General features: G+C 66.3%; 23 protein-coding genes and 1 pseudogene. 11 read left to right on the top strand and 13 right to left on the bottom strand.

Features of this window, described 5'->3' with window-relative positions; translation table 11 throughout:
• Positions 1-25: 25 nt before the first annotated feature.
• The 5 genes from ABE093_RS06245 to radC form a co-directional block, all read right to left on the bottom strand.
• Positions 26-610, bottom strand: a complete 585-nt coding sequence (locus ABE093_RS06245; protein WP_430759965.1) for a methyltransferase family protein — start codon at positions 608-610, stop codon at positions 26-28.
• Positions 607-981, bottom strand: a complete 375-nt coding sequence (locus ABE093_RS06240; RefSeq protein WP_430759964.1) for a hypothetical protein — start codon at positions 979-981, stop codon at positions 607-609. Before ABE093_RS06240 ends, ABE093_RS06245 begins: the two co-directional genes overlap by 4 nt.
• A 75-nt stretch (positions 982-1056) precedes the next feature.
• The gene (locus ABE093_RS06235; protein ID WP_430759963.1) at positions 1057-1950 is read right to left on the bottom strand and encodes an SPOR domain-containing protein; all 894 of its coding nucleotides are present in this window, start codon (positions 1948-1950) and stop codon (positions 1057-1059) included.
• Complete coding sequence (gene argS / locus ABE093_RS06230) at positions 1951-3639, bottom strand: arginine--tRNA ligase (protein WP_430759962.1); 1689 nt, start codon at positions 3637-3639, stop codon at positions 1951-1953.
• A gap of 63 nt (positions 3640-3702) precedes the next feature.
• Positions 3703-4377: a RadC family protein gene (radC, locus tag ABE093_RS06225; protein ID WP_430759961.1), complete on the bottom strand. Its 675-nt coding sequence runs from the start codon at positions 4375-4377 to the stop codon at positions 3703-3705.
• 116 nt (positions 4378-4493) lie between these two features.
• Here radC and coaBC point away from each other — a divergent pair.
• From coaBC to ABE093_RS06210, 3 genes and pseudogenes are all read left to right on the top strand, one after another.
• A pseudogene (coaBC, locus tag ABE093_RS06220) lies at positions 4494-5695 on the top strand (bifunctional phosphopantothenoylcysteine decarboxylase/phosphopantothenate--cysteine ligase CoaBC).
• Positions 5692-6150: a dUTP diphosphatase gene (dut, locus tag ABE093_RS06215; RefSeq protein WP_430759960.1), complete on the top strand. Its 459-nt coding sequence runs from the start codon at positions 5692-5694 to the stop codon at positions 6148-6150. The pseudogene coaBC and the gene dut overlap by 4 nt, the downstream one beginning before the upstream one ends.
• A gap of 28 nt (positions 6151-6178) precedes the next feature.
• Positions 6179-8488, top strand: coding sequence for a phosphomannomutase/phosphoglucomutase (locus ABE093_RS06210; protein WP_430759959.1), 2310 nt, complete (start codon positions 6179-6181; stop codon positions 8486-8488).
• A gap of 7 nt (positions 8489-8495) precedes the next feature.
• On the opposite strand, the gene ABE093_RS06205 is transcribed toward ABE093_RS06210, so the two are convergent.
• Positions 8496-9188 carry a hypothetical protein gene (locus ABE093_RS06205; RefSeq protein WP_430759958.1) on the bottom strand — a complete coding sequence of 231 codons (693 nt, stop codon included), beginning with the start codon at positions 9186-9188 and terminating at the stop codon, positions 8496-8498.
• Positions 9163-9816, bottom strand: a complete 654-nt coding sequence (gene pyrE / locus ABE093_RS06200; protein ID WP_430759957.1) for an orotate phosphoribosyltransferase — start codon at positions 9814-9816, stop codon at positions 9163-9165. The genes ABE093_RS06205 and pyrE overlap by 26 nt, the downstream gene beginning before the upstream one ends.
• Before the next feature lie 110 nt (positions 9817-9926).
• On the opposite strand from pyrE, the gene ABE093_RS06195 reads away from it, so the two are divergent.
• Entirely contained in the window at positions 9927-10745 is an 819-nt protein-coding gene (locus ABE093_RS06195; RefSeq protein ID WP_430759956.1) for an exodeoxyribonuclease III, read from the top strand.
• An 8-nt stretch (positions 10746-10753) separates the two neighbouring features.
• Complete coding sequence (locus ABE093_RS06190; protein ID WP_430759955.1) at positions 10754-12121, top strand: AmpG family muropeptide MFS transporter; 1368 nt, start codon at positions 10754-10756, stop codon at positions 12119-12121.
• A gap of 3 nt (positions 12122-12124) precedes the next feature.
• Here ABE093_RS06190 and ABE093_RS06185 read toward each other — a convergent pair whose 3' ends face one another.
• From ABE093_RS06185 to ABE093_RS06175, 3 genes are read right to left on the bottom strand one after another with little or no spacing between them, the layout of a single operon-like run.
• A complete protein-coding gene (locus ABE093_RS06185) occupies positions 12125-13285 on the bottom strand; it encodes an acyltransferase family protein (protein ID WP_430759954.1) in 1161 nt (386 codons plus the stop codon).
• Positions 13282-14406: an anhydro-N-acetylmuramic acid kinase gene (locus tag ABE093_RS06180; protein WP_430759953.1), complete on the bottom strand. Its 1125-nt coding sequence runs from the start codon at positions 14404-14406 to the stop codon at positions 13282-13284. Before ABE093_RS06180 ends, ABE093_RS06185 begins: the two co-directional genes overlap by 4 nt.
• Before the next feature lie 2 nt (positions 14407-14408).
• Positions 14409-15836 carry a peptidoglycan DD-metalloendopeptidase family protein gene (locus ABE093_RS06175; RefSeq protein ID WP_430759952.1) on the bottom strand — a complete coding sequence of 476 codons (1428 nt, stop codon included), beginning with the start codon at positions 15834-15836 and terminating at the stop codon, positions 14409-14411.
• A 162-nt stretch (positions 15837-15998) separates the two neighbouring features.
• Between ABE093_RS06175 and tyrS the strand changes: the two genes are divergently transcribed.
• Both tyrS and ABE093_RS06165 read left to right on the top strand, forming a co-directional pair.
• Positions 15999-17210 carry a tyrosine--tRNA ligase gene (tyrS, locus tag ABE093_RS06170; protein ID WP_430759951.1) on the top strand — a complete coding sequence of 404 codons (1212 nt, stop codon included), beginning with the start codon at positions 15999-16001 and terminating at the stop codon, positions 17208-17210.
• Positions 17211-17234: 24 nt separating this feature from the next.
• On the top strand, positions 17235-17909 hold the full coding sequence (locus ABE093_RS06165) for a toprim domain-containing protein (protein ID WP_430759950.1): 675 nt from the start codon (positions 17235-17237) through the stop codon (positions 17907-17909).
• On the opposite strand, the gene ABE093_RS06160 is transcribed toward ABE093_RS06165, so the two are convergent.
• Complete coding sequence (locus ABE093_RS06160) at positions 17906-18295, bottom strand: MAPEG family protein (RefSeq protein WP_430759949.1); 390 nt, start codon at positions 18293-18295, stop codon at positions 17906-17908. The two genes, ABE093_RS06165 and ABE093_RS06160, sit on opposite strands and share 4 nt — an antisense overlap.
• Before the next feature lie 58 nt (positions 18296-18353).
• A complete protein-coding gene (locus tag ABE093_RS06155; protein ID WP_430759948.1) occupies positions 18354-19028 on the bottom strand; it encodes a hypothetical protein in 675 nt (224 codons plus the stop codon).
• Between the two features lie 89 nt (positions 19029-19117).
• On the opposite strand from ABE093_RS06155, the gene gpmI reads away from it, so the two are divergent.
• The 3 genes from gpmI to ABE093_RS06140 are packed head-to-tail and all read left to right on the top strand — an operon-like array spanning position 19118 to position 23375.
• The gene (gpmI, locus tag ABE093_RS06150) at positions 19118-20686 is read left to right on the top strand and encodes a 2,3-bisphosphoglycerate-independent phosphoglycerate mutase (protein ID WP_430759947.1); all 1569 of its coding nucleotides are present in this window, start codon (positions 19118-19120) and stop codon (positions 20684-20686) included.
• Positions 20683-21966 carry a murein hydrolase activator EnvC family protein gene (locus tag ABE093_RS06145; protein ID WP_430759946.1) on the top strand — a complete coding sequence of 428 codons (1284 nt, stop codon included), beginning with the start codon at positions 20683-20685 and terminating at the stop codon, positions 21964-21966. The genes gpmI and ABE093_RS06145 overlap by 4 nt, the downstream gene beginning before the upstream one ends.
• Positions 21967-22013: 47 nt before the next feature.
• A complete protein-coding gene (locus tag ABE093_RS06140) occupies positions 22014-23375 on the top strand; it encodes a S41 family peptidase (RefSeq protein ID WP_430759945.1) in 1362 nt (453 codons plus the stop codon).
• On the opposite strand, the gene ABE093_RS06135 is transcribed toward ABE093_RS06140, so the two are convergent.
• A complete protein-coding gene (locus tag ABE093_RS06135; protein WP_430759944.1) occupies positions 23369-24061 on the bottom strand; it encodes a rhomboid family intramembrane serine protease in 693 nt (230 codons plus the stop codon). The two genes, ABE093_RS06140 and ABE093_RS06135, sit on opposite strands and share 7 nt — an antisense overlap.
• A 161-nt stretch (positions 24062-24222) precedes the next feature.
• On the opposite strand from ABE093_RS06135, the gene ABE093_RS06130 reads away from it, so the two are divergent.
• A complete protein-coding gene (locus tag ABE093_RS06130) occupies positions 24223-25617 on the top strand; it encodes an OmpP1/FadL family transporter (RefSeq protein WP_430759943.1) in 1395 nt (464 codons plus the stop codon).
• The last annotated feature ends 7 nt before the right edge of the window (positions 25618-25624 follow it).

Here is a 25624-nt window from a genome sequence, read left to right as displayed (position 1 = left end):
GATTGTGCCGCAGTGCGGCGCCGGATCACCACACGAAAGGAATCAGGCGCTTGGTGGCGCGGGTGTATTCCGGATATTCCTTCGGAAAGGCCAGCGACAGCACCGATTCCTCGATGCGGATGCGGTAGAGGAAAGCGAGCGTCGGCGGTACCGTCAGCAGGAACAGCGATGCCCAGCTGCCGAGCGCCAGTCCGGCACCGTAGAAGCACATCAGTGCGCCGGTATAGGACGGATGGCGCAGCAGTGCATAAGGGCCGCTGCGTACCAGCTTGTGATCGTCGCGGATGGCGACATCGACGGTGAAAAAACGTGCGAGCACGCGGATCGACCATGCGCGCAAGAGCAGTCCCGCGACCAGTAGGCACAGGCCAAGCCATGCGGTGGGGGCAACGATGGCCGAAGGGAACGGTATCCAGTGGATGACGCCGGCATAGACCGCCATCACCATCGAACTCCACAGCACCAGGCTGAGCAATCGCAGCGAGCCCTGGTCGCGCGATTGCCCGATGGTCGCGCGGCGGGTCACTGCCAGCACGAATTCGCCGAGTCCCCACAGGATCATCGCGTCGCGGATCAGCCAGAACGGCGGCGTGGAGAATGTCATCGTCATTTCGCCTTCTTCTTCGCGCGCGGTTTCGGCGCTGCAGGTTTCGCAGCCGGGGGTTCCGGTGCAGGAGCAGCCGCAGGCTTGCGCTTGCGGTGCGCCGATGCCGATTTGCCTGCGGTACGCGATTTGGTCGCGCGATGCTTGCGCAGCATGTCCTCGGCCAGCACCACGTCTTCGCTGAGGATACCCGCCGCCTTGGCGATCGCGATGCGCGCCGCCGCCTTGTTCTCGTCGGGGTTGGCCAGCAGCAGTTCGCGGATGGCCTCGCGCAGCGCCTTCTCGGCGTTGTTCTGCAGGTGCACGTTCTCGCCACGACGCAGCAGCGCCATCAGCGCGTCGACGACGGGTTTGATCAGTGCGGATTCTATGGCCATGGCGACGCCCGTTCGAGGGAGTCGCCAGTGTGCCGTACCGGCATCTCAGGGGTCGAGAATGCCGCGGATGCTTGCCTAGCGGGCCTTGACCGCGACCGCGGCGACGCCGCCGCCGGACAGCTTCGACTTGGCGCCGGCCAGTTCGCCGGCGCTGGCGTACGGCCCCATGCGCACGCGATAGACCGTCTTGCCGCCGACATCCGCCGATTCCACCCGGGCATTCAGCCCGAGCATGGCGATCTTCGCCTTCACCGCCTCGGCCTGGCCGGCATCGCCGAAGGCTCCGGCCTGCAGGATGTACGGCGTCGCGTTGGTGGCTTCGACCGGCTTGGAGATCGGCACGCTGGCGCCATCGGCGGCCTTGGCGTGGGCGACGGTCACCGGCGCCGGGACATCATCGTCATCGTCTTTCGATTTGCTCGCCGGCGCCGTGGCGGCGGGGTGCGGAGTCGCCTGCGCCTTTGCCGGTTCGGCCTTGGCGACCTTCTGCGCGGAATCGATCGGCTGCGGCAATCCAGTGCTGCTGCCCTGGTCGGCGTCGGTCTTCGGCTTGGCCTTGGCGGCGTCGGCCTTGCGCTTGGCTTCCGCCTGCGCCATCGCCGCGAGTTGCGCGTCGGACAGGCGCACCTCGTTCTTGGGCAGCACGTCGTAGAAGGAGTAATCGTCGCCGGCAACGGGTTTGGCATCGGCCGGCTTGGCCGCGGCATCGGCGGTCGGCGTCGCGGCGGCCGTTGGCGCCGGTGCAACTTCTTCCGCCGGCGCGGCGGTTTCCGCCTTGGCATCCGGATTCGGGGTCGGCTTGAAGAAGCCGCCATCGCCCTTGGCCTTCATCAGGCGCGGCGCGCCGATCACCACCACCAGCGTCAGCAGCACGCCCATCACCAGCCAGGCCCAGCCCGGCATGCCCGATCCACCACTACCGCCACCGCCACTGCGTCGGGCCTGCGAGCGTCCGCGTTGTTGCGCCATTTACATCGTCTCCGGGGCAGTCATGCCCAGCAAATCCAAACCATTCTTCAGCACCTGCGCGGTCGCGGTGCACAGTGCCAGACGCGCATTGCGTTCGGCTTCAGCTTGCACAAGTACCGGCTGCGCGTGATACGCGGTGTGAAAAGCCGTCGCCAGTTCGCGCAGGTACTGGGCGATGGCATGCGGCTCGAGGTCGATGCCTGCTTGTTCCACCACTTCCGGGAAGCGCGAGAGTTCGCGCATGAGCTCGCGGCTGGCGTCGTCGCCGACGGCCTGGAGGTTCGCCAGTCCGGAAGCGATGTCGACCACGAAGCCTTTTTCCCCGGCCTGGCGCAGCAGGCTGCAGACGCGCGCGTGGGCGTACTGCACGTAATAGACCGGGTTGTCGTTCGACTGCGAACGCGCCAGGTCGATGTCGAAGGTGAGTTGCGAATCGGGCTTGCGCGCGACCAGGAACCAGCGCACCGCGTCCTTGCCGACTTCCTCGATCAGGTCGCGCAGGGTGAGGTAGCTACCGGCGCGCTTGGAAAGCTTCACTTCCTCGCCGCCGCGCATCACGGTGACCATCTGGTGCAGCACGTAGTCGGGATAGCCCTTGGGGATGCCGAGATCGAGCGCCTGCAGGCCGGCCTTCACCCGCATCAGCGAACCGTGGTGGTCGGCGCCGAGTTCGGTCACCGCGCGCAGCCAGCCGCGTTGCCACTTGCCGAGGTGGTAGGCGACGTCGGGCAGGAAGTAGGTGTAGGTGCCGTCGGACTTGCGCATCACGCGGTCCTTGTCGTCACCGAAATCGGTGGTGCGCAGCCACAGCGCGCCGCCTTCCTCGTAGGTGTGGCCGGCGGCGGCGAGGCGCTGCACGGTTTCTTCCACCTTGCCGTCGGCGTACAGCGACGATTCGAGGAAATAGTTGTCGAAGCCGACGCCGTAGGCATCGAGGTCGGCGTTCTGTTCGCGACGCAAGGCGGCGACGGCGAACTTGCGGATGGCATCGAGGTCGCCGGCATCGTTCTTGCCGGTGACGACATTGCCTTCGATCTCGACGCTGTCGCCGCGCAGGTAGCTTTGCGCGACGTCGGCGATGTAGTCGCCGTTGTAGGCGTCGGCCGGCCATTCGGCGTCGCCGGGCTTGAGGCCCTGCGCGCGCGCCTGCACCGAACGCGCGAGATTCTCGATCTGCACGCCGGCATCGTTGTAGTAGAACTCGCGGATCACCTTCCAGCCGTTGGCGGCGAGCACGCGCGCGATCGAATCGCCGATCGCCGCGGCGCGGCCGTGGCCGACGTGGAGCGGGCCGGTCGGATTGGCCGAAACGTATTCCACGCCCACCATCTGCCCGGCGTGGCCGGTGTTGCGGCCGTAATCGGCGCCCCGGGCGTGGACGTCGCGCACCACCTGCTGCCAGGCCTCGGGCGCGAGATGGAAGTTGATGAAGCCGGGTCCGGCGATCTCGACGCGGGCGACGGCGTCGTTCTTCGGCAGCGCCTCGACCAGTTGCTGGGCCAGCGCGCGCGGATTGCTGCGTGCGGCCTTGGCCAGCAGCATCGCGGCATTGCTGGAGAAATCGCCGTGGGCGCGCTCCTTGGGACGTTCGATCACGAAGTCGGGAGCGGCGGTGTCGGCGGGCAGGATGCCGGCGGCGACCAGGGCGTCGATGCCCTGCGAAACGAGGGCGCGGAGCTGGGATTTCACGGGATTTCTGGGGACGGCTTGATAGCCGTGCATTGTACGGCTTCGGGGCCGTGGCCCCGGTGTTCACACCATCCCGCGTGCCGCCATCGACACCGCCGGGCCGTCGCCGACGATGAAATGATCGAGCAGGCGGATGTCCATCAGCGCCAGCGACTGCTTCAGGCGCTGGGTGACCGTGCGATCGGCGGCGCTGGGCTCGGGATTGCCGCTGGGGTGGTTGTGGCCGACGATCACCGCCGCCGCGTTATGGGCAAGCGCGCGCCGTACCACTTCGCGCGGATGGACTTCCGAGCCGTCGATGCTGCCCTGGAACAGCTCCTCGAAGGCGAGGCTGCGATGGCGGGTGTCGAGGAAGAGGGCCGCGAACACCTCGCGGCGTTGCGCGCGCAGGCGTTGGCTGAAGTAGCGGGCGGCGACGTCGGGATTGGCCATCGCCTCGCCGCGTTGCAGCTGCCCGGCCAGGTGGCGACTGCCCAATTCCAGCGCGGCGGCCAGCCGGCAGGCGCGGGCCGGGCCGAGGCCGTGGAGTTCGGTCAATCCGGTGGCGTCGCGATCGAGCAATCCGCGGACGCCACCGGTATCGGCCAGCAGGCTGCGCGCGGTCGTCACCGCATCCTGTCCGCGCAGGCCGGAGCCAAGGAACAGGGCCAGCAATTCGGCGTCGGAAAGCGTGCCGGCACCGCGGCGCAGCAGCTTTTCCCGGGGGCGTTCGTGTTCGGGCCAGTCGTGGATGTGCATGGTCGTTCGAAGCTTGATCTGCCACCCACTCTGGCGTTTGCCGGCGCGGGGCGGCATCGGATTTCGAGGGGCATCGGGTAAGCTGGCAACCTGTGAGTGCGTCGGAAAATGCCGTCATGGCCGCCCCTGCCAACATCCTGCTGTGCGTGTGCGGAGGGATCGCCGCCTACAAGTCCGCCGAACTGGTGCGCCGTCTGCGCGAGTCCGGCGCCGAGGTGCAGGTGGCGATGACGGAGAATGCGCAGCGCTTCGTGACTGCGCAAACCTTCCAGGCGCTCAGCCACCGCCCGGTGCGCACTTCATTGTGGGACGCACATGCGGAAGCCGCGATGGGCCATCTCGAACTGGCGCGTTGGGCCGACCGGATCGTCGTCGCACCGGCAACCGCCAACACGCTGGCGAAGCTCGCACACGGTTTTGCCGACGACCTGGTGAGCACGTTGTGCCTTGCCTCGACCGCGGCGCTGACGGTGTGTCCGGCGATGAACCACGTGATGTGGAAGCATCCGGCGACCCAGGCCAATATCGCGACGCTGCGCGCGCGCGGCGTGCAGATCGTCGGACCGAACGACGGTCCGCTGGCCGAGGGCGAAAGCGGTCCGGGACGGATGAGCGAGCCGGCCGAGATCGTTGCGGCCCTGGCAGGGAAAGCGTCGTCGTGAGCGTGCTGGACGGCAAACGCATCCTGGTGAGCGCGGGCCCGACTTTCGAGGATATCGATCCGGTGCGCTTCATCGGCAATCGCAGCAGTGGCCGCATGGGCTTCGCCATCGCCGAAGCGGCGATCGCACGCGGCGCGCGGGTGGTGCTGGTCGCCGGGCCGGTGCACCTGGCGACGCCGACAGGCGCGCAGCGCATCGACGTGCGTTCGGCCGCGCAAATGCACGATGCCGTGCTTTCGGCATTGCCGGCCGACGTCTACATCGGGACCGCAGCGGTCGCCGATTTCACCCCGCGCGCCGTTGCCGGCCACAAGCTCAAGAAAGTGCCGGGCCAGGACACGCTGGTGCTGGAACTGGTGAAGACCGCCGACATCCTCGCCGATGTCGCCACCGCCGCGCAGCGCCCGCGCCTTGTCGTCGGCTTTGCCGCCGAAACCAACGATGTCGAAACCTACGCGCGCGGCAAGCTGGCGGCCAAACGCATCGACATGATCGCGGCCAACCGCGTCGGCATCGCCGGCTGCGGCTTCGAATCCGACGACAACACGCTCGACGTGATCTGGGCGGACGGCCAACGCCGCCTCGGACCCGAGAGCAAGCGCGTGGTCGCCGAAGGCCTGCTCGACCTCATCGAAGAGAGAATTTCGAACGCATGAACCACGTTTTGCAGATCAAGCTGCTCGACCCGCGCTTCGGCGGCGAGTGGTCGTTGCCGGAATACGCCACGGCGTCCAGCGCCGCGCTCGATCTTCGCGCCGCCCTCGATGCGCCGCTGACGATCGAGCCGGGGCAGGCCGAACTGGTGCCGTCGGGCATCGCCATCCACCTCGCCGATCCGACGCTGTGCGCGCTGGTGCTGCCGCGTTCCGGGCTTGGCCACAAGCACGGACTGGTGCTCGGCAACGGCACCGGCCTGATCGACGCCGACTACCAGGGACCGCTGATGATCAGCGTGTGGAATCGCGGGCGCGAGGCTTTTACGATGGCGCCGGGGGATCGCATCGCGCAGCTGGTGGTCATGCCGATCGTGCGCGTGGCACTGGATGTGGTCGACGCATTCGAAGACAGCGCTCGCGGTGCGGGCGGATTTGGCCACACGGGCTTGCGATAAGCCTGCCTGCGACAAGGAACGAATGACGATGAAGACGCTGAGCCTGGGCGATGCCGGATCGATGAAGCGCATGCTGCCGCTGCTGGCCATTGTGCTGGTGCTGCTGGGGGCATGGGCCGGATGGTCCGCCGTGCGCCAATGGCGCGAATCCGGGCAAACGGCGCAACTTGCCGCCAGTCGCGATGGCGTCGCCAACGCCGTGTCTTCCGCGTTGGGGAAACAACTGGCAGTGGCACAGAAGGCCGCGCAGGCGCCGGCGGTGATCGCCGCGGCGCAGACCAACGATTATGCAAGCGCGTCGCAAGCATTGGCGACGGCATGGCCGGGCAGCGAGCATGCCGAAGTCATGGCCGCCGACCTGCAAACCATGATGGTCGCATTGCCCGCCAGCGGTTATGGCCGGGCCGGCGTGGCGCAGACGGCGCTCGCCAACGGCAAACCCGCGGTGGTGATCGCGCGCGATGGAGGACAGCCGAAATTGCTGATCGCGCTTCCCGTTGCCGGTGGCGCCGCGGTCGCCGTGGCCGCGCAGCCGGCAAAGGCGTTGACCGATGCAGTGGCGAAGGCGGATGCCGGCGGCGGCTATCTCGCGCTCAAACAGGCGGACGCGACGCTGGCGCAAACCGGGGACAAGGGACTGGAATCCGAAGGCGAAAAATCCTCGGCGCCGATCAAGGGCAGCGACTGGACGCTGTTCGCGTATGCCACGCAGGTCGAGCCCGGTCCGCTCGGTTTCGGCCGGGTGATGACGGCGATTCTCGCGTTGCTGCTGGTCGGCGCCGGCATCGCGCTGCTGTGGTTGCGCCAGCGCGCGGCGAAGCCGGAAACGGCGGTGGAAGACGAAGCGGCTGCGACCGCGGTGGACAGCGATGAACCGACCGTCGGCGACCTCACGGCCCAGAACCAGGCCGCCGCCGCGGAAGCTGCCGCGACCAAGGCGGAGGCGGCAAAGACCGATGGCCCCGCATTGCCCGATCCCGGTATCTTCCGCGCGTACGACATTCGCGGAATCGTCGGCAAGACATTGAGCATCGATGTCGCGCGCCAGATCGGCCAGTCGATCGGCACGCTGATGCACGAGAACGGCCTCTACGACATCGTGATCGGTCGCGATGGCCGGCTTTCAGGTCCGGATCTCGTCAGTGGCCTGACCGAAGGCCTGCGCCGCGCCGGCCGCAACGTGATTTCGATCGGCCTCGCGCCGACGCCGCTGGTGTATTTCGGCGCCTATCACCTGCGCACCGGCTGCTGCGTGGCGGTGACCGGCAGCCACAACCCGCCCGACTACAACGGCTTCAAGATCGTGGTCGGCGGCGAGACGCTGTCCGGCGCCACCATCACCGCGCTCTATACGCGGATTGCCGAAGGCACGCTGTACGAAGCCGAACAGCTCGGCCGCGTCGAGGAGCGCGACATCTCCGACGACTACGTCAACCGCATCGCGTCCGACATCCGCCTCGAGCGTCCGCTCGACGTGGTGGTCGATGCCGGCAACGGCGTCGCCGGCGAACTCGGCCCGCGCGTGCTGGAAGCGATCGGCGCCAACGTGTTCCCGCTGTTCTGCGAGATCGACGGCAACTTCCCCAACCACCACCCCGATCCCAGCGAACCGCACAACCTCGAGGACCTGCGCCACATCGTGCAGACCCGCAAGGCCGATCTCGGCGTCGCCTTCGACGGCGATGGCGATCGCCTCGGCGTGATCACGCCCGAGGGCCACAACATCTTCCCCGACCGTATGCTGATGCTGTTCGCGGCCGACGTGCTGGAACGCAACCCCGGTGCGATCATCGTCTACGACGTGAAGTGCACCGGCGCGCTGGCGCCCTACATCATGGGCCGCGGCGGCAGCCCGCTGATGTGGAAGACCGGTCATTCGCTGATCAAGTCGAAGATGCGCGAAGAGGAAGCCGAGCTCGCCGGCGAGATGAGTGGCCACTTCTTCTTCATGGAGCGCTGGTACGGCTTCGACGACGGCATCTATTCGGCGGCGCGCCTGCTCGAAATCCTCGCGCGTCGCAGCGAGGACGCCGATGTGGTGTTCGCCGAGATTCCGGAATCGATCTCCACCCCCGAGATCAAGGTGCCGGTCGCCGATCCGCACGCCTTCGTCGAGAAGCTGGTGGCGAATGGCGGCTTCGATGGCGCGCGCGTGACCACGCTCGACGGCGTGCGCGCGGACTGGAGCGATGGCTGGGGATTGGTGCGTGCGTCCAACACCACGCCGGTGCTGGTGCTGCGCTTCGAAGCGAATACCCAGGAGCGCCTGGAGGAAGTGCAGGCGTTGTTCCGCAGCCGCCTGCGCGCGGTCGATCCTGCGCTGGAACTGACGTTCTAACCGTCGATCAAGGTTGCGGTGTCGCCGCCGCCGGAGCGATGCCGCCGTTCTGCTTGTAGTCGCGATATTGCTGCAGCGCCTGCTGCAGCTCGCCGTCCATCGACGCGTATTCGTCGCGTTTGTGTTGCAGGTCGGTGTAGGCGGTATTCACTGCGCTCGCTTGTTGGGCGATGGTGTCGTTCAGTGCCTTGGCGACCGGTCTGCCCTGCAATTCGTTGTTGGCGGCGCGCAGCAGCGAGCGCGACAGCTCCAGGCGGTGGCTGGCCAGGCTCGCTTGCGCGGCCACCAGCGAGGCATGGACGTTTTGCGAACGTTCGCCATATGCCTTGCGCAACGCGTCTTCGCTGGGATAGGTCGTCGCCAGTGCCATCTGCTGGCGGGCCTGGCTGGCCTGCGCGGCAGCGCGCGCGGCTTCGGTCTTGTCGGCGGCGTCCTTGGCCGATTGCTCGCTCGGCGTCAGCGGACGCGGAAAGGTCTGGACCGTCACCCCGCTGGCATTGATCTCGCGTCGCGCGCTGTTGGCGGCGCTGGTCGGGATGGCGTCGCCGCACACCGTTTGCCCGTGCTCGGTCCAGCAGCTGACGGTCTTGCCCCCTGGCTTGGTCTGCGCCTGCGCGGACAATGCAACGCCCAATGCCGCGGCCAGGCTGGCCGCGGTGGCGAGGCGTCGCAGGTCAGGGTTCGGTCGACGTGCTTCCATAGCGCGCACGATACGCCAGCAGGGCGGGTTGGTCAGCACCCGAGGCGCCATCGCGGGCGCTCCACTCGAGGAGATCGTCGAGTGTTGAGACAGCGATCACGGGGACGCCGGCACTGTCGCGGACGCGCTGCACCGCCGAGCGGCGGTCGCCATCGTCCAGCACTTCCTGGCGATCGAGCGCGACGACAATGCCGGAGACGATGCCGCCACCGCCCGCGACCAGGTCGAGCGCCTCGCGGATCGCGGTGCCGGCGGTGATGACGTCATCGATGATCAGCACGCGCTTGCCCTGCATCGACGCCCCGACCAGGGTGCCGCCTTCGCCATGGTCCTTGGCTTCCTTGCGATTGAAGGCGAGGCCAACGTCGCGGCCGCGCCGCGACAGTTCGCAGGCGACCGCGGTGGCCAGCGGAATGCCCTTGTAGGCCGGTCCGAACAACACGTCGGCCTTGATGCCGGCATGTTCGATGGCATCGGCGTAGCACGACGCGAGGCCAGCCAAGCGCGCGCCGGTGTCGAAGCGCCCGGCGTTGAAGAAATACGGGCTGATGCGCCCCGACTTCAGGGTGAATTCGCCGAAGCGCAGGGCGTCGGCGGCGAGGGCGAGCTCGAGGAAACGTTCGCGCATGGATAGGGCCGGGAGCGAGGCAGATGGGTGAAATGATAAGCCCGCAGGGTGAATGGGGAACGCCGTCGCCGATCGGCTACTCTTCGCTGTCCCTCCCATTCCGGCACTCCATGCGCATCCTCAGTTTCAACGCCAACGGCCTGCGATCCGCGACCACGAAAGGCTTCTTCGACTGGTTCGGCAAGCAGGACATCGACGTCCTGTGCGTGCAGGAAACCAAGGCGCAGGAACACCAGTTGCGCGTGCCGGCGCTGCAGCCGGCCGGCTACAAGTCGTGGTTCCGCGATGCCACCACCAAGAAGGGCTACAGCGGCGTGGCGATCTACAGTCGCCATGAACCCGATGAGGTCCGCACCGGCCTCGGCCGCAGCGACTTCGACGAGGAAGGGCGTTACATCGAAGCGCGCTTCGGCAACATCTCGGTGGTGAGCTTCTACATTCCGTCAGGGACTTCGGGCGAAGTGCGCCAGGCCTGGAAGGAAGACGTGATGGCATGGTTGCGGCCGATCTTCGACGAATGGCTGGCCAGCGGCCGCGAATACGTGTTGTGCGGCGACTGGAACATCGTCCGCGCGAAGAACGACATCAAGAACTGGACCGGGAACCAGAAGAATTCCGGCTGCCTGCCCCACGAGCGCGCGTGGATGAATTCGATGATCGCCGACGCTTGCGGCGACGGATTGGTGGAGTCGCCGCAACACGGGTGGAAGGACAGCTTCCGCGTCGCCAAGCCCGATGTCGTCGAATACAGCTGGTGGAGCCAGCGTGGTGCGGCGCGCGCCAACAACGTCGGCTGGCGCATCGACTATCAGCTGGTGACGCCCAAGCTTGCCGAATCGATCCGGCATGCCGAGATCTTCGCCGAACCGAAATTCTCCGACCACGCGCCCTACTTGGTCGACTACGCCACCCGGGAGTTTCCGCGTTGAATACATCGATGAGCGGGCGCTGGGCCCAGTCGCTGGGCGTGTACGCTAATCCGCGCGTGCGCGCGATGCTGTTCCTCGGGTTTTCCTCGGGCCTGCCGTTCGCACTGGTGCTGACGACGCTGTCGGCGTGGTTGCGCCAGTCCGGGATCAACCGCGCCACCATCGGCACCTTCAGCCTGGTGGGGTTGGCGTATTCGCTGAAATATTTCTGGGCGCCCATCGTCGATCGCCTGCCCATCCCGATCCTGCAACGCATGGGGCGTCGCCGCAGTTGGATGCTGCTGGCGCAGTCGTGCATCGTGATCGGGCTGGTGATGATGGCCACCACCGATCCCGTTGTCGATGTCGCGCGCATGGCGATGCTTGCGGTGTTCACAGCGTTCGCTTCGTCGACGCAGGACATCGCCGTCGATGCCTACCGCATCGAGGCCGCCGAGGAAAAAGACCAGGGTGGCATGGCCGCGGCCTACCAGATCGGCTACCAGGTCGCGCTGATCTGCGCTGGCGCCGGTGCGTTGACGGCCGCCGCGGGCTACGGCTGGATGACGTCGTACCTGATCATGGCGGCCTGCGCCTTCGTCGGCATCATCACCACCTTCGTGATCGCCGAACCGAGCGCGCGCGTTGATCGCGCGGCCTTGCCGCCGGAGCCGCTGGTGGAACGGTTCGAGCAATACGCAGCGCAGTGGCCGGAAGCACCGCGCAAGTTGGTGGCATGGCTGGTGGGCGCGGTGGTCTGCCCGTTCGCCGATTTCTTCCAGCGCAAGGGTTTGAAGATCGGCCTGCCGATCCTGCTTTTGATCATCACTTTCCGCTTCAACTACACCACGATGGGCGTGGCGGCGAATCCGTTCTACATCGACATGGGATTCACGCTGAAGGAAATCGCGCTGGTGTCGAAGGTGTACGGCGTGATCATGACGATGGTCGGTGCGGTGTTGGCCGGAATCCTGGTGCGTCGCATCGGCCTGCTGCGGACCATGCTGTTCGGCCTGGTGATGCTGAGCGTCGCCAACCTGCTGTACGCGCACATGGCGGCGACCAAGCCGACGCTGGCGTGGCTGGCGACGATCGTCAGCGCCGACAACCTCGCCAACGGGATCGCCGGCACGTCGTTCATCGCCTACATGTCGTCGCTGACCAGCGCGCGTTACACGGCGACGCAATACGCGCTGTTCGGCACGCTGTGGAGCCTGCCGGCGAAGTCGCTGGCCAGCCAGTGGGGCAAGATCGTCAATGCCTGGGGCTATCCGGTGTTCTTCACCTACACGGCTGCGATCGCGATCCCGGCGATGTGCCTGCTGCTGTGGATGCTGTGGCGCGAGCGTCGCGGCGAAACCACGGGCGTGGATGCCGCGGAGCCAGGCGCGCGCTGAGGCTCAGCGCCGCCGCGGCAGCAGCCGGTCGCGGAACTTGTTCGAGAACGTGATCGCTGGTGAATCGACGAAGCGATGGAACACCGTCGCGACGAGATAGATCACCGGCAGCACGATCGCGCAGGCGATGATCGCCGAGACGTCGTAGTCCCAGTCACGTGCCTGAAGTGCATTGAAGATCATCGCGGCGAGGCTGGCGACGATGCACAGGTGGATCAGGTAGACCGAGAACGACACCTTGCCGAGGAACATCAGCAGGCGCGTCGCGGCCAGCTTCGCGAATAGCGCGTTGTGCAACAGCGCCGCGACGATCAGCGCGCCGGCGATGAAGTTGCCGACCATGTAGGCGTGTTCGCCGAGCAGCGGTTGCATCCATGCATACGAGGCCGAGGTGTTGTGGACGCCGGCGAAATACAGCCCGGCGGCCAGCATCAGCAGCGATGCGATGCCGGACAGGTCGCGCAGGTACAGGCGCACCATGCTGCCGATCACGAAGGCGAGCAGGCCATAGGTCATTTCCTCGTCGAGCACCTTGGTCGCGCCCAGCCATGCCAACACGCCGGCACACGCGAGCAATAGCAACATGCGCAACCGCGACCAGCGATTGAGCGCGTAGCACAGCGCGAAGATCATCCAGGACCCCCACAGCTCGATCCGCATCGTCCACAGGATCGGGTTGTAGCGGCTCTGCCCAGTGATGAAGACCTCCCAGGCGCCGTTGCGCAGGGCGCCGAAGAACGATGCCGGGAAATCGCCGTAGCCCTGGATCCACACCGAGAGATCGCTGTAATCGACGTTCATCCACTCGATCACCGCCCATGCGAACACGCAGGCGGCGATGCACGGCAAGGCCAGGCGCGGATAACGCTTCAACACCAGGCCGAAGACATCGCGCCCGCTGCGGCCGAAGGCGACATGGGTGAGGATGTAGCCGCTCAGCACGAAGAAGATGAAGACTGCCGCGCTGCCGGAATAGAGGAAGGCGAACGGCGAATCGTGGACGAAGCGCTGGACCGGATGATCGTCGGGATCGGCGACGCCCCAGAACGCGTGCAGCCACGGCCAGAACACCAGCGCGAAGTGCGAGCACACCACCTGCAGGCAGGCGAGCCCGCGGATGGCTTCGACCGGGGCGAGTTTTGCGGCGGCTGGCTGGGCGTTCAAGCCGGGTAGATTGCACCAAGCACGCGCGGTCCGCGAGCGCCGGTCACCGACGGAAGGTTGCCGGGCAGGCCGAGCATGGTCTGGCGCGCCAGCCACGCGAAGCCGATCGCCTCGACGTGGTCGGGATCGATGCCGTGCCGCGCGACCGATTCCACCGCCGCCTGCGGCAGGTGTTGCGCGAGCTTGGCCATCAGCACCGGGTTGTGCGCGCCGCCACCGCAGACCAGCACGCGACGCACGCCCGGCAGGGTCGAATTCAACGCGTCGGCGACCGTGCGCGTGCTCAGTTCCGCCAGCGTCGCCTGCACGTCGGCGGGCGATTCACCGCCGCGCAGGCGCGCTTCCAGCCAGCGCATGTGGAAATGTTCGCGTCCGGTGCTCTTCGGCGGCGGCGTGGCGAACCACGGATCGTCGAGCAGGCGATCGAGCAGCAACGGATCGATCTGTCCCGATGCCGCCATCGCGCCGTCGCGGTCGTAGCGTTCACCGGTGTGGCGTTCGCACCAGATGTCCATCAACGCATTCGCCGGGCCGGTGTCCCAGCCGCGCACACCGTCGCCATGCGCGGGCAACAGCGTGACGTTGGCGATGCCGCCCAGGTTCAACACGGCGCGATCTTCACCAGGGTCGTGCAGCAAGGCGGCGTGCAGCGCGGGAAGCAGCGGCGCGCCGTGTCCGCCCGCGGCCATGTCGCGACGGCGGATGTCACCGATGGTGGTGATGCCGGTGCGTTCGGCGACAAGATTGGGATCGCCGATCTGCAATGTGAAAGGCGACTTGGAATAGGGGCGATGGCGCAGCGTCTGGCCATGCGACCCGATCGCATTGACCTGCGCGCGATCGATGTTCGCTTCGGCGATCAAGCGATTCGCGGTCGCGGCGAAGGCGGCGCCGACTTCATGGTCGAGTTCGCCGAGCTCGTCGATCGAATAGACGTCGACGCCCTGCCCGAGCGTGAGCAGGCGCTGGCGCAGCGCGTCGTCCCACGGTTGCGCGAGGGCGTGCAGGCATTCGGCATGGAGGCGGCCGGCGCGGTTGTCGAAGCGCACCAGCGCGGCATCGATGGCATCGACGCTGGTGCCCGACATCAAGCCGATGTAGAGGCCGTCGGCGGCGGCCATGCTCAGTTGCGGGCCGACTTGGTTGGCGCCAGGGCAGCGCTGGCGACGACGGTGTCGTGGTCCATGTCGGGATAGATGATCTTCTCGACCGTGCGGATCTTGGCCATCGCGCGCTGGGTCTGTTGGCGATAGGCCGCCAGCATCGCGCCGGACAGCGGCGCCGGCGGCGCCATCGTCACCGTCAGCGGATTGCGATAGACGCCGTTGACGCGGAATTCGTAGTGCAGGTGCGGACCGGTGGACAGGCCGGTGCTGCCGACGTAGCCGATCACCGTGCCCTGCGAAATGCGTTCGCCGGGACGGATGTGGGCGAAGCGCGACATGTGCGCGTAGAAGGTGCTCTGGCCGCTGCCGTGATCAAGTTCGACCACGTTGCCGTAGCCATGTTGCTGGCCGACGAACTTCACCCGGGCGTCGCCTGCGGCCATGATCGGCGTGCCGACGCTGGCGGCGTAATCGACGCCCTTGTGCATCTTCATGCGACCGAGGATCGGATGCATGCGGTTGCCGAAGGTCGAGGACAGGCGCGCATACGGAATCGGCATGCGGATGAAGGGACGCTTCAGCGAGCGGCCATCGGCGGAGAAATATTCAAGTTTGCCGTCGCGCATGTAGCGGAAGCCGGTGTGCAACTCGCCATCGACGGTGAAGGCCGCGGCGAGCACGCCGCTGGTCGTCACCAGTTCACCGTTCTTCCACGCCTGGTCGACGACCACGCTGAAGCGATCGTTTGGCGAGAGGTCGGAATCGAAGTCGATGTCGTACTTGAAGATCTCGTCGGTCATTTCCTCGACGTTGGCATGGGTCAGGCCGACCTTGCGCGCCGATTCCCACAGGTTGTCGCCGACCGTGCCCGACAGCACCACCGTGCGGATTTCGGTTTCCTGCGGCAGTACCTTGGCGTCGACGGCGCCGCCATCCTTCATGCTCAGTTCGACCTTGTCGCCGCCGCGCTGGAAGCGGATCGCGCGCAGCAGGCCATTGCCCGGCGCGTCGATCGACAGCTCGGAGCCGGGACGCAGCTTCGCCAGCGAGGCGCGCGCATCCGGCGACTTCATCATCTGCGCGATCTGCGCCTTGCTCACGCCCAGCGAACCCAGCAACGCGTTTACCGACTCGCCCTTGCGCAGGTTGACCACGGCCCACTGGCCAGCGGCCTTGGGCACCGGCTGGCTCACTTGCGGCAGCGGCAATGCCAGCGACGCCAGCGGCGTGTTGATCGGGCGCGCGAAAGCGTGGTCCATGCCCGGCACCAGGACTGCGCACAGCACGGCGATGCTGGCCAGCAGGCTGGCATGCGCCCAGTGGCGATGCGTCCAGCGGCCATGGAAGCCCGGCGGCAGGCGCGAGATGACGTGGCGAGTGAGAGCGGCTTCGCGGAGTTGGCGCAGATGGGAGCGGCGCGCTGCGTCAGCAATCGGGTCTTTCATTCAGCAGAGTCCACACGGCGTGAAAACCGCCGGAAGCGGGCACCTTAGGACAGCCGTCGGCCCGGGTCAAATCCATGATTCCATTGGATTTTCAGGGGGCAGACGGTTTAACGTAATGTTGACGTTTCGCCCTCTCCATTTCTCCCCATTCAGGAATTTGCCGTGTCTGCTGCTGCCTCCGACCTCGATCTGATTGCCCGTGGGGCCGATGAGCTGCTCAAGCGGGAGGAGCTGGAGGCGCGGCTGAAGCTCGGACGCTCGCTGCGGATCAAGGCCGGCTTCGATCCCACCGCCCCCGACCTGCACCTCGGCCATACCGTGCTGCTCAACAAGATGCGGCAGTTCCAGGACCTCGGCCACCAGGTGATCTTCCTGATCGGCGACTTCACCGGGATGATCGGTGACCCCACCGGCAAGAACATCACCCGCAAGCCGCTGACCCGCGAGGACGTGGCGCGCAATGCCGAGACCTACGCGACCCAGGTGTTCAAGGTGCTCGACAAGGACCGCACCGAGGTGCGCTTCAACAGCGAGTGGTTCGACAAGATGAATTCCGCCGACATGATCAAGCTGGCGGCGCAGCACACCGTGGCGCGCATGCTCGAGCGCGACGATTTCGCCAAGCGTTATGCCGCGCAGCAGTCGATCGCCATCCACGAATTCCTCTATCCGCTGGTGCAGGGCTACGACTCGGTGGCGCTCAAGGCCGACGTCGAGCTCGGCGGCACCGACCAGAAATTCAACCTATTGATGGGTCGCGGCCTGCAGGAGCACCACGGCCAGCCCGCGCAAATCGTGTTGACGATGCCGTTGCTGGAGGGTCTCGATGGCGTCCACAAGATGTCGAAGTCGCTGGGCAACTACATCGGCATCGACGAGCCGGCGATCGACATCGTGACCAAGACGATGAAGATCGGCGACGAGCTGATGTGGAAGTGGATCGACCTGCTCAGCTTCGAGATCCCCATCGATGAGGCGAAGCAGTTGCGCACGGCGATTGAAGGCGGACAGCTCAATCCGCGCGACGTGAAGCTGCGCCTGGCGCGCGAACTGGCGGCACGTTTCCAGGGTGGCGCCGAAGCCGATACCGCGATCGCCGGTTGGCATGCCGCGGTGCGCGGGGAAGGCGATGTCACCAACCTGCCGCTGCACGAGATCGCGATTCCGGCAGAAGGGCTGCGCATCAGCGCGCTGCTCACCGCTGCCGGCATCACGCCAAGCAATTCCGAGGCCAACCGCAAGCTCAAGGAGCGTTCGGTGCGCATCAACGGCGAGGTGTTCGAGGATGGTGCGCACGTCTTCCAGCCCGGCTTCGAAGGCGTGCTGGCGGTCGGCAAGCGCAACTTCGCGCGGGTGAAACTGGTCGCGCAGTAAGTCGTCTCAACCCCTGCAACCGACATGGCGCACACTGAGTCGATGGGTGCCGGACGTTATTCGCAATCGCAGGCCAAATTCTCCGACAGCCAGGCGCATGGCGCCGGCTGCGAACTGATCCTGGTCGAAGGTGATTCCGCCGCGCGTTCCGTGCTTGCCCTGCGCGATGCCCGCACGCAGGCGGTGCTGCCGCTGCAGGGAAAGCCGCTGAACGCCTGGCGCGCCGACGCCGCGAAAGTGCGCGACAACATCCTCTATCGCCAGATCGCGCAGGCGCTGGGCTTGCCCGATGCAATCATGGACGAGCCCGCCAACGGCCCGCAGGAGATGCGCTTCGAGCGCGTGATGCTGCTGTTCGATCCCGATGCCGACGGCATCCACATTACTGCACTGATGTTGCTGTACTTCGCGCGCTGGCTGCCGACGCTGCTGGAATGCGAGCAGGTGTGGATCGTGCGGCCGCCGATGTTCACGCTCACCAACCCCGTCACCGGCGAAGTGGTGCAGGCGTATTCGCCTGCGCATCGCGATGCGTTGAAAAGGGCGATGGGCGGACACGCGGACTGCCATCGCCATCTCGGGCTGGGCAGCTTGCCGCCGGAGTTGCTGCGACGCACCTGCGTCGATCCGCGCACGCGCCAGTGTCGCCGCGCCAATTACGAGGATGTCGAGGCGGTATTGGCGGGCCTGAATCTTTAGGCAACCCGTGCGATCGCCATTCCCATCAGCGCGAGCACGCAGAAGAACCCCAGGAACCACGACAGGCTGCGCATCTGGTGGCGATTGCCGACATAGAACACGCCATGCAGCACGCGGAACACCACGAAGCCGATCGCCAGCCAGGTGATCCGCGCGTGATCGACGCCGGCGAACTGCGCCATCAGCACCGCCGCGGCGAAGGCCGGGAAGGTCTCGAACCCGTTCAACTGCGCCGCATTGGCGCGATGCGCGCGGGCATTGTCCTGCTGGGCCAGCCAGCCGCGCGGATCGCGATTGTCGTACTTGTCGCCGGCCGCCTTGGCGATCGTCACCCAGATGTAGGGCAACAGCGCAGCGATCAGGATGCAGAGATAGGGGATGGTCATCGCGCAGTCGTCGGCAAGGGCTGGGCCCGGTGCCGACGATGCTAGCGTGCCGCCCGGCTTATTTCACCGGGGCGGTCGGCGTCGAGAATGCGATCGCCGTGGCGCCTTCGATCGGACCGGTCTTGGCGCTGGTGTGGACGTAGAGCTTCACCTGGTGCTCGAACACCATGCCGCCCTGCACCACCGCGTTCGGTCCGATGATGATGGTGGGAATGCGGCTGATCTGCAGCGGCAGGCCGTTCCAGCCGCCCTTGGATTTCTTGACCCACAACTTGCCGGCGACGTGCGAGCCGATGCCGACGGTGATGTCGCCATTGACGGTGGTGACGTCCTTGCCGACCTGCGCGCGCACCAGGCCGATGCCGCCGTTGACGGTGGTGATGTCGCCCTTCACCTTGCCGCCATCGGGCAGGAAGATGTCGCCGTTGACGGTGGTGATATCGCCATTGACCATCGCCTTGGTGCCGAAATGGATGCCGCCGTTCACCGTGGTCGCGTCGTCGTCGACGGTGACCGAATTGCCGGCCTTGATGCCGCCGTTGACCGTGGTCGCTTCCTTGACGCTGGCGCCGTCGCCGATGTTCACGCTGCCATTGACGGTGCTGGTCGTTCCGGCGTGTTCGCCGGCGGCAACCTCGACGGAGCCATTGACCTTGGAGACGTCTTTCTGGGCGTATGCGGTCGAGCACGCGGCCAGCAGGGAGAGAACGATCAGGGCGCGATGCGGGATCATCGGGGGCTCCGGAAATGCGGGATTGGCAGGAAGGATAGGGCGGCTCCGCTACAATCGCATGCGCCGAAAGTCATCAGGTCCAAAGGCCAGTGCCCGCATCCCCATCACAGGCTCATCTCGCCCGTCCCAAGCCCGTCGTCCTGCTCATCCTCGATGGCTGGGGCCATCGCGAAGACCCCGCCGACAACGCATTGGCGCAGGCCGACCTGCCGAACTGGCGCCGCCTGCTGGCAACCTGCCCGCATACCCTGATCCATACCGAAGGTCGTCATGTCGGCCTGCCGGATGGCCAGATGGGCAATTCCGAGGTCGGTCACATGAACCTCGGCGCGGGCCGCATCGTCTACCAGGACCTGACGCGCGTCGATGCCGCGATCGAGGATGGTTCGTTCTTCACCAACGTTGCTTTGGTTGATGCCTGCGCTGCGGTGAAGCGCGACGGCGGCACCTTGCACGTGATGGGCCTGCTCTCGCCGGGCGGTGTCCACAGCCACGAATCGCACATCTTCGCGATGCTGGAACTGGCGCATCGCCAGGGCGTGGCGAAAGTCGCGGTGCATGCCTTCCTCGATGGCCGCGATACGCCGCCGCGATCCGCGGCCGCCAGCATCGAAGCGCTGCAGGTGGTTTGCGACCGCCTCGGCAATGCGCACATCGCCAGCGTCGGCGGCCGCTATTTCGCCATGGATCGCGACAAGCGCTGGGATCGCGTCGAGCGCGCCTGGGACGCGATCGTCGAGGCGCGCGCCGAATTCACTGCGCCCACGGCAATGCAGGCCTTGGACGATGCCTATGCCCGCGGCGAGAACGATGAATTCGTGCAGCCGACGGTGATCGCTGGCGCCACGTCAATGCAGGACGGCGACGCCGTGGTGTTCATGAACTTCCGCGCCGATCGTGCGCGCCAGATCACGGCGGCCTTCGTCGATCCCGGATTCGACGGTTTCGTCGCACGCAGGCCGAAGCTGGCCGATTTTGTCTGCCTCACCGAATACGACGCCAAATTGCCGGCGACGCTCGCCTATCCGCCGGACGCCCTGCACAACACGCTGGCGGAAGTGCTGGCGGCGCATCATCTCAGCCAATTGCGCATTGCCGAGACCGAAAAGTATGCGCACGTGACGTTCTTCTTCAGCGGCGGTCGCGAAGACCTGTGGCAGGGCGAGGATCGCGTGCTGGTGCCGAGCCCGAAGGTCGCGACCTACGACCTGCAGCCGGAAATGAGTTGCCCGGAAGTAACGGCCAAGCTGGTCGAGGACATTCGCGCGCAGCGCCATGACGTGGTGATCTGCAACATCGCCAATCCCGACATGGTCGGCCATACCGGCTTGCTCGCCGCCGCGGTGAAGGCAGCGGAGGCGGTGGATATCGCGATCGGCGCGGTGGCCGAGGCCGTGCGTTCGGTGCATGGCGCACTGCTGATCACCGCCGACCACGGCAATCTCGAACAGATGAGCGATCCCGCGACCGGTCAGCCGCATACCGCGCACACCGTCGGTCCGGTGCCGTTCGTCTATGTCGGCGAGCGTGATGCCCATCTGCGCGTCGGTGGCGCCTTGCGCGATGTCGCGCCGACGATCCTCGACCTGCTCGGCATCGCCAAGCCGGCGGAAATGACCGGTTCGAGTTTGATCGAGGCAGGCCCGATCGAACCATGAGTCGAACGCGCCTCGCCATCGCGGCAATGCTGCTGGTCACGGCAGCCCTCGCGTCGGCGCAGCAATCGCAGAAGGCCACCGAGCGCAAGCTCAAGGAAGTGCGCAAGGAGATCCGCGAGGTCAGCACGGAACGCAAGGAGATCGGTGGCGAGCGCATCGATGCCAATGCCGATCTCAAGGCGGCGCAGCAGAAGGTCGGCGATACCTCGCGCGCGGTGGCCAAGACCGATGCCGACATCCGCTCGCAACAGGGTGTGCTCGATGCGCTTGAAACAAAGCGGGTCGAACTCGAAACGCATCTGCAGACGCAGCAGAAGGCGCTGGCGGCCCTGGTGCGCCAGGCCTATCTCGCCGGCGACAATGCGCCGCTCAAGGTCTTCCTGTCGCAGGATCGCGTCGCCGAAGGCCAGCGCGCGCTGACCTATTACGCCTACCTGCAGCGCGACCGCAGCGCGCGCATCCATTCGATCAATGCCGATCTCGCCGCGTTGAAGCAGACCCGCGAAGACATCGTGCACAAGCAGGGCGAGTTGCAGGCCTCGCGACAGAAGCAGCAGGCGCAGTTGCTGCAACTGGAGCAGGATCGCAAGTCGCGCAGCGCATTGCTCGCGCAACTCGACGTGCAGTACCAGCAGCATGTCGAACGCGAACAGACGCTTGGCCAGAACGCCAAGCAACTGGAAGGACTGCTTGCCAGCCTGCGCGCGGAAGCGGCGCGCGCCGCCCGTGAACGCCAGCTCGCTGCCGAACGTGCGCGCAAGGCCGCGGCCGAGGAAGCGGCACGGATCGCCAAGGAACAGGCAAAGGCCGAGGACGCCGCGCGCGCCAAGGGCTTGCCACCGCCACCGCCGCCCAAGCGCGAACCGCCGAAGCAGGTCGTGCATGGTCCGATGATCCAGGTCGGCGGACTCGGCTGGCCGGTGTCGGGCACGCTGCTGGCGGGGTTTGGCGGTGAACTTCCCGATGGTGGTTCGAGTTCGGGCCTGTTGATCGCGGCCGCCGCAGGGACGCCGGTGCGCGCGGTCGCCGATGGTCGCGTGGTGTTCGCGGAATGGATGAACGGCTACGGCCTGATCAGCATCGTCGACCACGGCAACGGCTACATGAGCCTGTACGCCCACAACGACGCGCTGTTGCGCGATGTCGGTGCGACCGTGCATCGCGGCGATGCGGTGGGCAGCGTCGGCACCTCGGGCGGCCTGTCGCGGCCCGCGGTGTATTTTGAATTGCGCCGGAATGGCAGTCCGGTGAATCCTTCGGTGTGGCTGCAGAAACGCTAGCCTTAGGCCGCTGTTCCATCATCGTCAGGTCTGCACGGAGTTCGCGCATGCGTCGTTTCTTCATCGCCATCCTCTTCGCCTTCGTGGCGTTGCCGCTCGGCGCGCAAACCACGCCGGCGGCGCAGGACTCCGCACAGGACAAAAAGGCGGGCAAGGAGATCAGCGCCAGCGACGATCCCACCGCCGCGACCAGCGAGAGCAAGGCGGTGCCGCTGGGCGAGATCCGTCGTTTCGTCACCACCTACGAGGCGGTGAAGAACGCCTATGTCGAACCGAAGACCGATGCGCAGTTGATGCATTCGGCGGTCCGCGGATTGCTGCTCGATCTCGATCCGCACAGCGTCTACTTCGACCACGACGATGCCGAACGCTTCGACGAGGACGCCGAGGGCCAGTACGAAGGGCTCGGCATCCAGGTCCAGCAGCAGCCCAATGCGACGCTGCGCATCGTTGCGCCGATGGATGGTTCGCCGGCGCAAAAGTCCGGGTTGAAGTCGGGCGACATCATCACTGCCATCGACGGCAAACCGGTCGATCGCGACAACGGCAATCGCCAGTTGCGCGGCAAGGCAGGCACACCGGTGCGCCTGACCATCCGGCGCAAGGGCGTTGCCAAGGCCTTCGACGTCAAGGTCGTGCGCGCCAAGATCGTCGTGCCCAGCGTCGAGGCGAAGATGCTCGAGCCCGGCTTCGGCACGGTGCGCGTCAGCGGATTCCAGGCCAACACCGCGGTCGAGTTCGAACAGGCGATCACCAGGCTCAAGCAGCAGTCGGGCGGGAAGTTGCGTGGACTGATCATCGACCTGCGCAGCAATCCCGGCGGCCTGCTCAACGCCGCGGTGCAGATGGCCGATGACGTCGTCAATTCCGGGACGATCGTGTCCACCCGCGGACGCCAGAAGGAGGGCGACACGGTCTACACCGCCGCGCCCGGCGACCTGCTTGATGGCGCGCCGATCGTGGTGCTGGTCGATGCCGGTTCCGCCAGTGCGTCGGAAGTGCTGGCCGGTGCGCTCAAGGACCTCAAGCGCGCGCGCATCGTCGGCAGCCGCACCTTCGGCAAGGGATCGGTGCAGAGCTTGCTGCCGCTCGACAACGGCGATGCGGTCAAGTTGACCACCGCGCGTTATTACACGCCCAGCGGCAAATCGATCCAGGGCGTCGGCATCAAGCCCGACGTGATCGTGCGCGCCGACGGCAAGCAGGCTTCGGCGGGCGACTATCGCGAATCGGCATTGCCCGGCCACCTGCGCGGCGATGACGAAACCGACGGCGGTGACGACACCGGTGGCGAGGTGCTGGACGGGCAGGCGCCATTGAATGCGGCGCTGGTCGAGCTCAAGCGCATGGCCGGCGTGACGACGGCAGCGGCTGTGGCCGCGCCTGCCCTGAAGCGCAAGGCTCAGTAACCGCTCTGGCGGCGCAGGCGGCGCGCCACCGCGCCGCGTTGCAGGAAGGCGAAGGCAAGGCCGAACACGAAGCCGGCGAGGTGCGCGACCCAGGCGATTTCGCCGAAGGCCGGTCCGATGTAGGCGAAGCCGACCTGCAACAGCGCCCAGATGCCGATCAGCAGCGAGGCCGGCGCGCGCACGAATTCCAGGAACAGGCCCAGCGGAATCACCACGCCCAGCCGCGCGCGCGGGAACAGCGCCAGATAGGTGCCGATCACTGCCGAGACCGAGCCGCTGGCGCCGATGATCAGCCGGGTCGGGTTGTCGATGGTGGCCGCGGTTGCCAGGTTCGCCACCACGCCGCCGAGCAGGAACAGGGCGAGCAGGCGCAGGCTGCCCAGCTTGCGCTCCGCCGGCATGCCGAAGATCAGCAGGAACACCAGGTTGCCGAGCAGGTGGGCCCAGTTGGCGTGGAGGAATTGCGAGGTCACCAGTCGCAATGCCGGGTGGATCAGCGCCGCCGGTCCTTGCCGCACTGCGGAATAAAGATTGGCCGGCAGGGTTGCCCATTCGTTCAGCAAACGGCCGGTCACGGCATCCGACGGCGCCCATATCGCGATGAAGCCCACGACCATGGCCAAGGCCAGGACTGGCGTGGCCCAGGGGCGGCTTGGGTGGGCGTGGTCGGGGACGGAGATGAACATCGGGCAGGCGCCTCGCGGGGGAAACGGGGGGCTCGTCCGGCATGTTACCAATCGGTTAAAAGCACGCTATAGTCCGGCCGCATACCCTGCCGTACCGAACCGCCCTTTACGGGGAATGACCGCCACGGTGGCGAGATTCCCGAATGCTTCCGGAGATTTGCATGCACAAGAACACCCAGCGTCTTTCGATTCTCGCGATTGCCGTGATCGGCGCGGTCGCTGCCGGCCAGGCTGGCGCATCCGGCTTCCAGCTGCGCGAAAACAGCGTCAAGAATATCGGCAAGGCCTATGCCGGCTCGACCGTTGCCACCGATGGTTCGTCGGTCTACAACAACCCGGCCGCGATGGTGAATGCCGGCGGCAACTTGTTCCAGGCTGACGTGGCCGGAATCGACCTGACCGCCAAGTTCAGTGGTTCGGGCAAGTACGCGACCGGTCTGCCGATCTCCGGCGGCAACGGCGGCGACCCGGGCACCCTGACCGCGGTGCCGGCGATGTCGGCGATCTTCAAGATGAAGGGCGCGCTCGAAGGCCTGACCCTGGGTGTTGGCCTCGATGCGCCTTACGGTCTCAAGACCGAGTACGAAAAGGGCTGGATCGGTCGCTATCAGGCCACCACCTCCAGCGTGAAGACGGTCGACCTGACGGTGTCGGCAGCCGTGCAGATCACTCCGATGCTGAGCGCTGGCGTCGGTGTGGTGTATGAGCGCATCGACGTGACCCTGGGCAAGGACATTCCGTTCGGCACCATCCTGGCCAGCGTCAACCCGGCCCTGATCAACACGCCGGATGGCAACAGCACCCTCAAGGGCAAGAACAATGCGGTCGGCTTCATCGCCGGCGTGCAGATCAAGCCGAGCGACAACTTCACCGTCGGCTATGCCCACCGTTCGGCCATCCGCCACCACATCGATGGCAATGCCGACTTCACCACGCCGGCGGCCTTCCAGGGCCTGCAGCCGGGCTTCCGTGCGCTGGCCGCCAACCCGGCTTTGCCGGCCGCGCAGCGCGCGCAACTGGCAGTGCTCGGCAATGGTTTCGTCGACGCCAAGGGCCGCGCTTCCGTGTATACGCCGTCGACCGATACCCTGAGCGTCGACTGGAAGGTGGCTGATCGCGTCAATCTCTACGGTGAAATCCAGCAGACCGGCTGGAGCTCGCTGAAGAGCGTCGACATCACCTTCTCGAACCCGTACCAGCCGACCAGCAGCGAAGCCTTCAACTGGAAGGACTCGACCTTCGTCTCCGTGGGCGCCGACTTCAAGCTGAGCGACAGCTTCACCCTGCGTGGCGGCGTCGGTTTCGACAAGACCCCGACCAACAACACCGACCGCACTCCGCGCCTGCCCGACAACGATCGCACCCTGATCTCGATCGGTGGCACCTGGAACGCGACCAAGGCGCTGTCGGTCGATGCCGGCTTCACCCGCGTCGAGATCAAGAGCCCGACGGTCAACCTGCCGGTGGACGTTGCGAACGGACGCTACAACTCCTTGCAAGGCAGCTACAAGGGCCATGCCAACGTGTTCGGCATCGCCGCTTCGTACAAGTTCTGATCGCTGC

The sequence above is a fragment of the Solilutibacter silvestris genome, from assembly GCF_050574925.1.
In the GTDB taxonomy this organism is placed as follows: Bacteria; Pseudomonadota; Gammaproteobacteria; order Xanthomonadales; family Xanthomonadaceae; genus Solilutibacter; species Solilutibacter silvestris_A.
This window is presented reverse-complemented; position numbering and strand designations above follow the sequence as displayed.

What these genes read in the sequence shown, in the direction of transcription:
- ABE093_RS06135 (WP_430759944.1), bottom strand. Translation starts at nt 24,061, where the DNA reads ATGTTCATCTCCGTCCCCGACCACGCCCACCCAAGCCGCCCCTGGGCC.
- ABE093_RS06205 (WP_430759958.1), bottom strand. Translation starts at nt 9,188, where the DNA reads ATGGAAGCACGTCGACCGAACCCTGACCTGCGACGCCTCGCCACCGCG.
- ABE093_RS06180 (WP_430759953.1), bottom strand. Translation starts at nt 14,406, where the DNA reads ATGGCCGCCGCCGACGGCCTCTACATCGGCTTGATGTCGGGCACCAGC.
- ABE093_RS06195 (WP_430759956.1), top strand. Translation starts at nt 9,927, where the DNA reads ATGCGCATCCTCAGTTTCAACGCCAACGGCCTGCGATCCGCGACCACG.
- ABE093_RS06130 (WP_430759943.1), top strand. Translation starts at nt 24,223, where the DNA reads ATGCACAAGAACACCCAGCGTCTTTCGATTCTCGCGATTGCCGTGATC.
- radC (WP_430759961.1), bottom strand. Translation starts at nt 4,377, where the DNA reads ATGCACATCCACGACTGGCCCGAACACGAACGCCCCCGGGAAAAGCTG.
- pyrE (WP_430759957.1), bottom strand. Translation starts at nt 9,816, where the DNA reads ATGCGCGAACGTTTCCTCGAGCTCGCCCTCGCCGCCGACGCCCTGCGC.
- ABE093_RS06145 (WP_430759946.1), top strand. Translation starts at nt 20,683, where the DNA reads ATGAGTCGAACGCGCCTCGCCATCGCGGCAATGCTGCTGGTCACGGCA.
- ABE093_RS06210 (WP_430759959.1), top strand. Translation starts at nt 6,179, where the DNA reads ATGAAGACGCTGAGCCTGGGCGATGCCGGATCGATGAAGCGCATGCTG.
- ABE093_RS06240 (WP_430759964.1), bottom strand. Translation starts at nt 981, where the DNA reads ATGGCCATAGAATCCGCACTGATCAAACCCGTCGTCGACGCGCTGATG.
- ABE093_RS06155 (WP_430759948.1), bottom strand. Translation starts at nt 19,028, where the DNA reads ATGATCCCGCATCGCGCCCTGATCGTTCTCTCCCTGCTGGCCGCGTGC.
- ABE093_RS06235 (WP_430759963.1), bottom strand. Translation starts at nt 1,950, where the DNA reads ATGGCGCAACAACGCGGACGCTCGCAGGCCCGACGCAGTGGCGGTGGC.
- ABE093_RS06140 (WP_430759945.1), top strand. Translation starts at nt 22,014, where the DNA reads ATGCGTCGTTTCTTCATCGCCATCCTCTTCGCCTTCGTGGCGTTGCCG.
- ABE093_RS06190 (WP_430759955.1), top strand. Translation starts at nt 10,754, where the DNA reads ATGAGCGGGCGCTGGGCCCAGTCGCTGGGCGTGTACGCTAATCCGCGC.
- dut (WP_430759960.1), top strand. Translation starts at nt 5,692, where the DNA reads ATGAACCACGTTTTGCAGATCAAGCTGCTCGACCCGCGCTTCGGCGGC.
- ABE093_RS06160 (WP_430759949.1), bottom strand. Translation starts at nt 18,295, where the DNA reads ATGACCATCCCCTATCTCTGCATCCTGATCGCTGCGCTGTTGCCCTAC.
- ABE093_RS06245 (WP_430759965.1), bottom strand. Translation starts at nt 610, where the DNA reads ATGACGATGACATTCTCCACGCCGCCGTTCTGGCTGATCCGCGACGCG.
- ABE093_RS06165 (WP_430759950.1), top strand. Translation starts at nt 17,235, where the DNA reads ATGGCGCACACTGAGTCGATGGGTGCCGGACGTTATTCGCAATCGCAG.
- ABE093_RS06175 (WP_430759952.1), bottom strand. Translation starts at nt 15,836, where the DNA reads ATGAAAGACCCGATTGCTGACGCAGCGCGCCGCTCCCATCTGCGCCAA.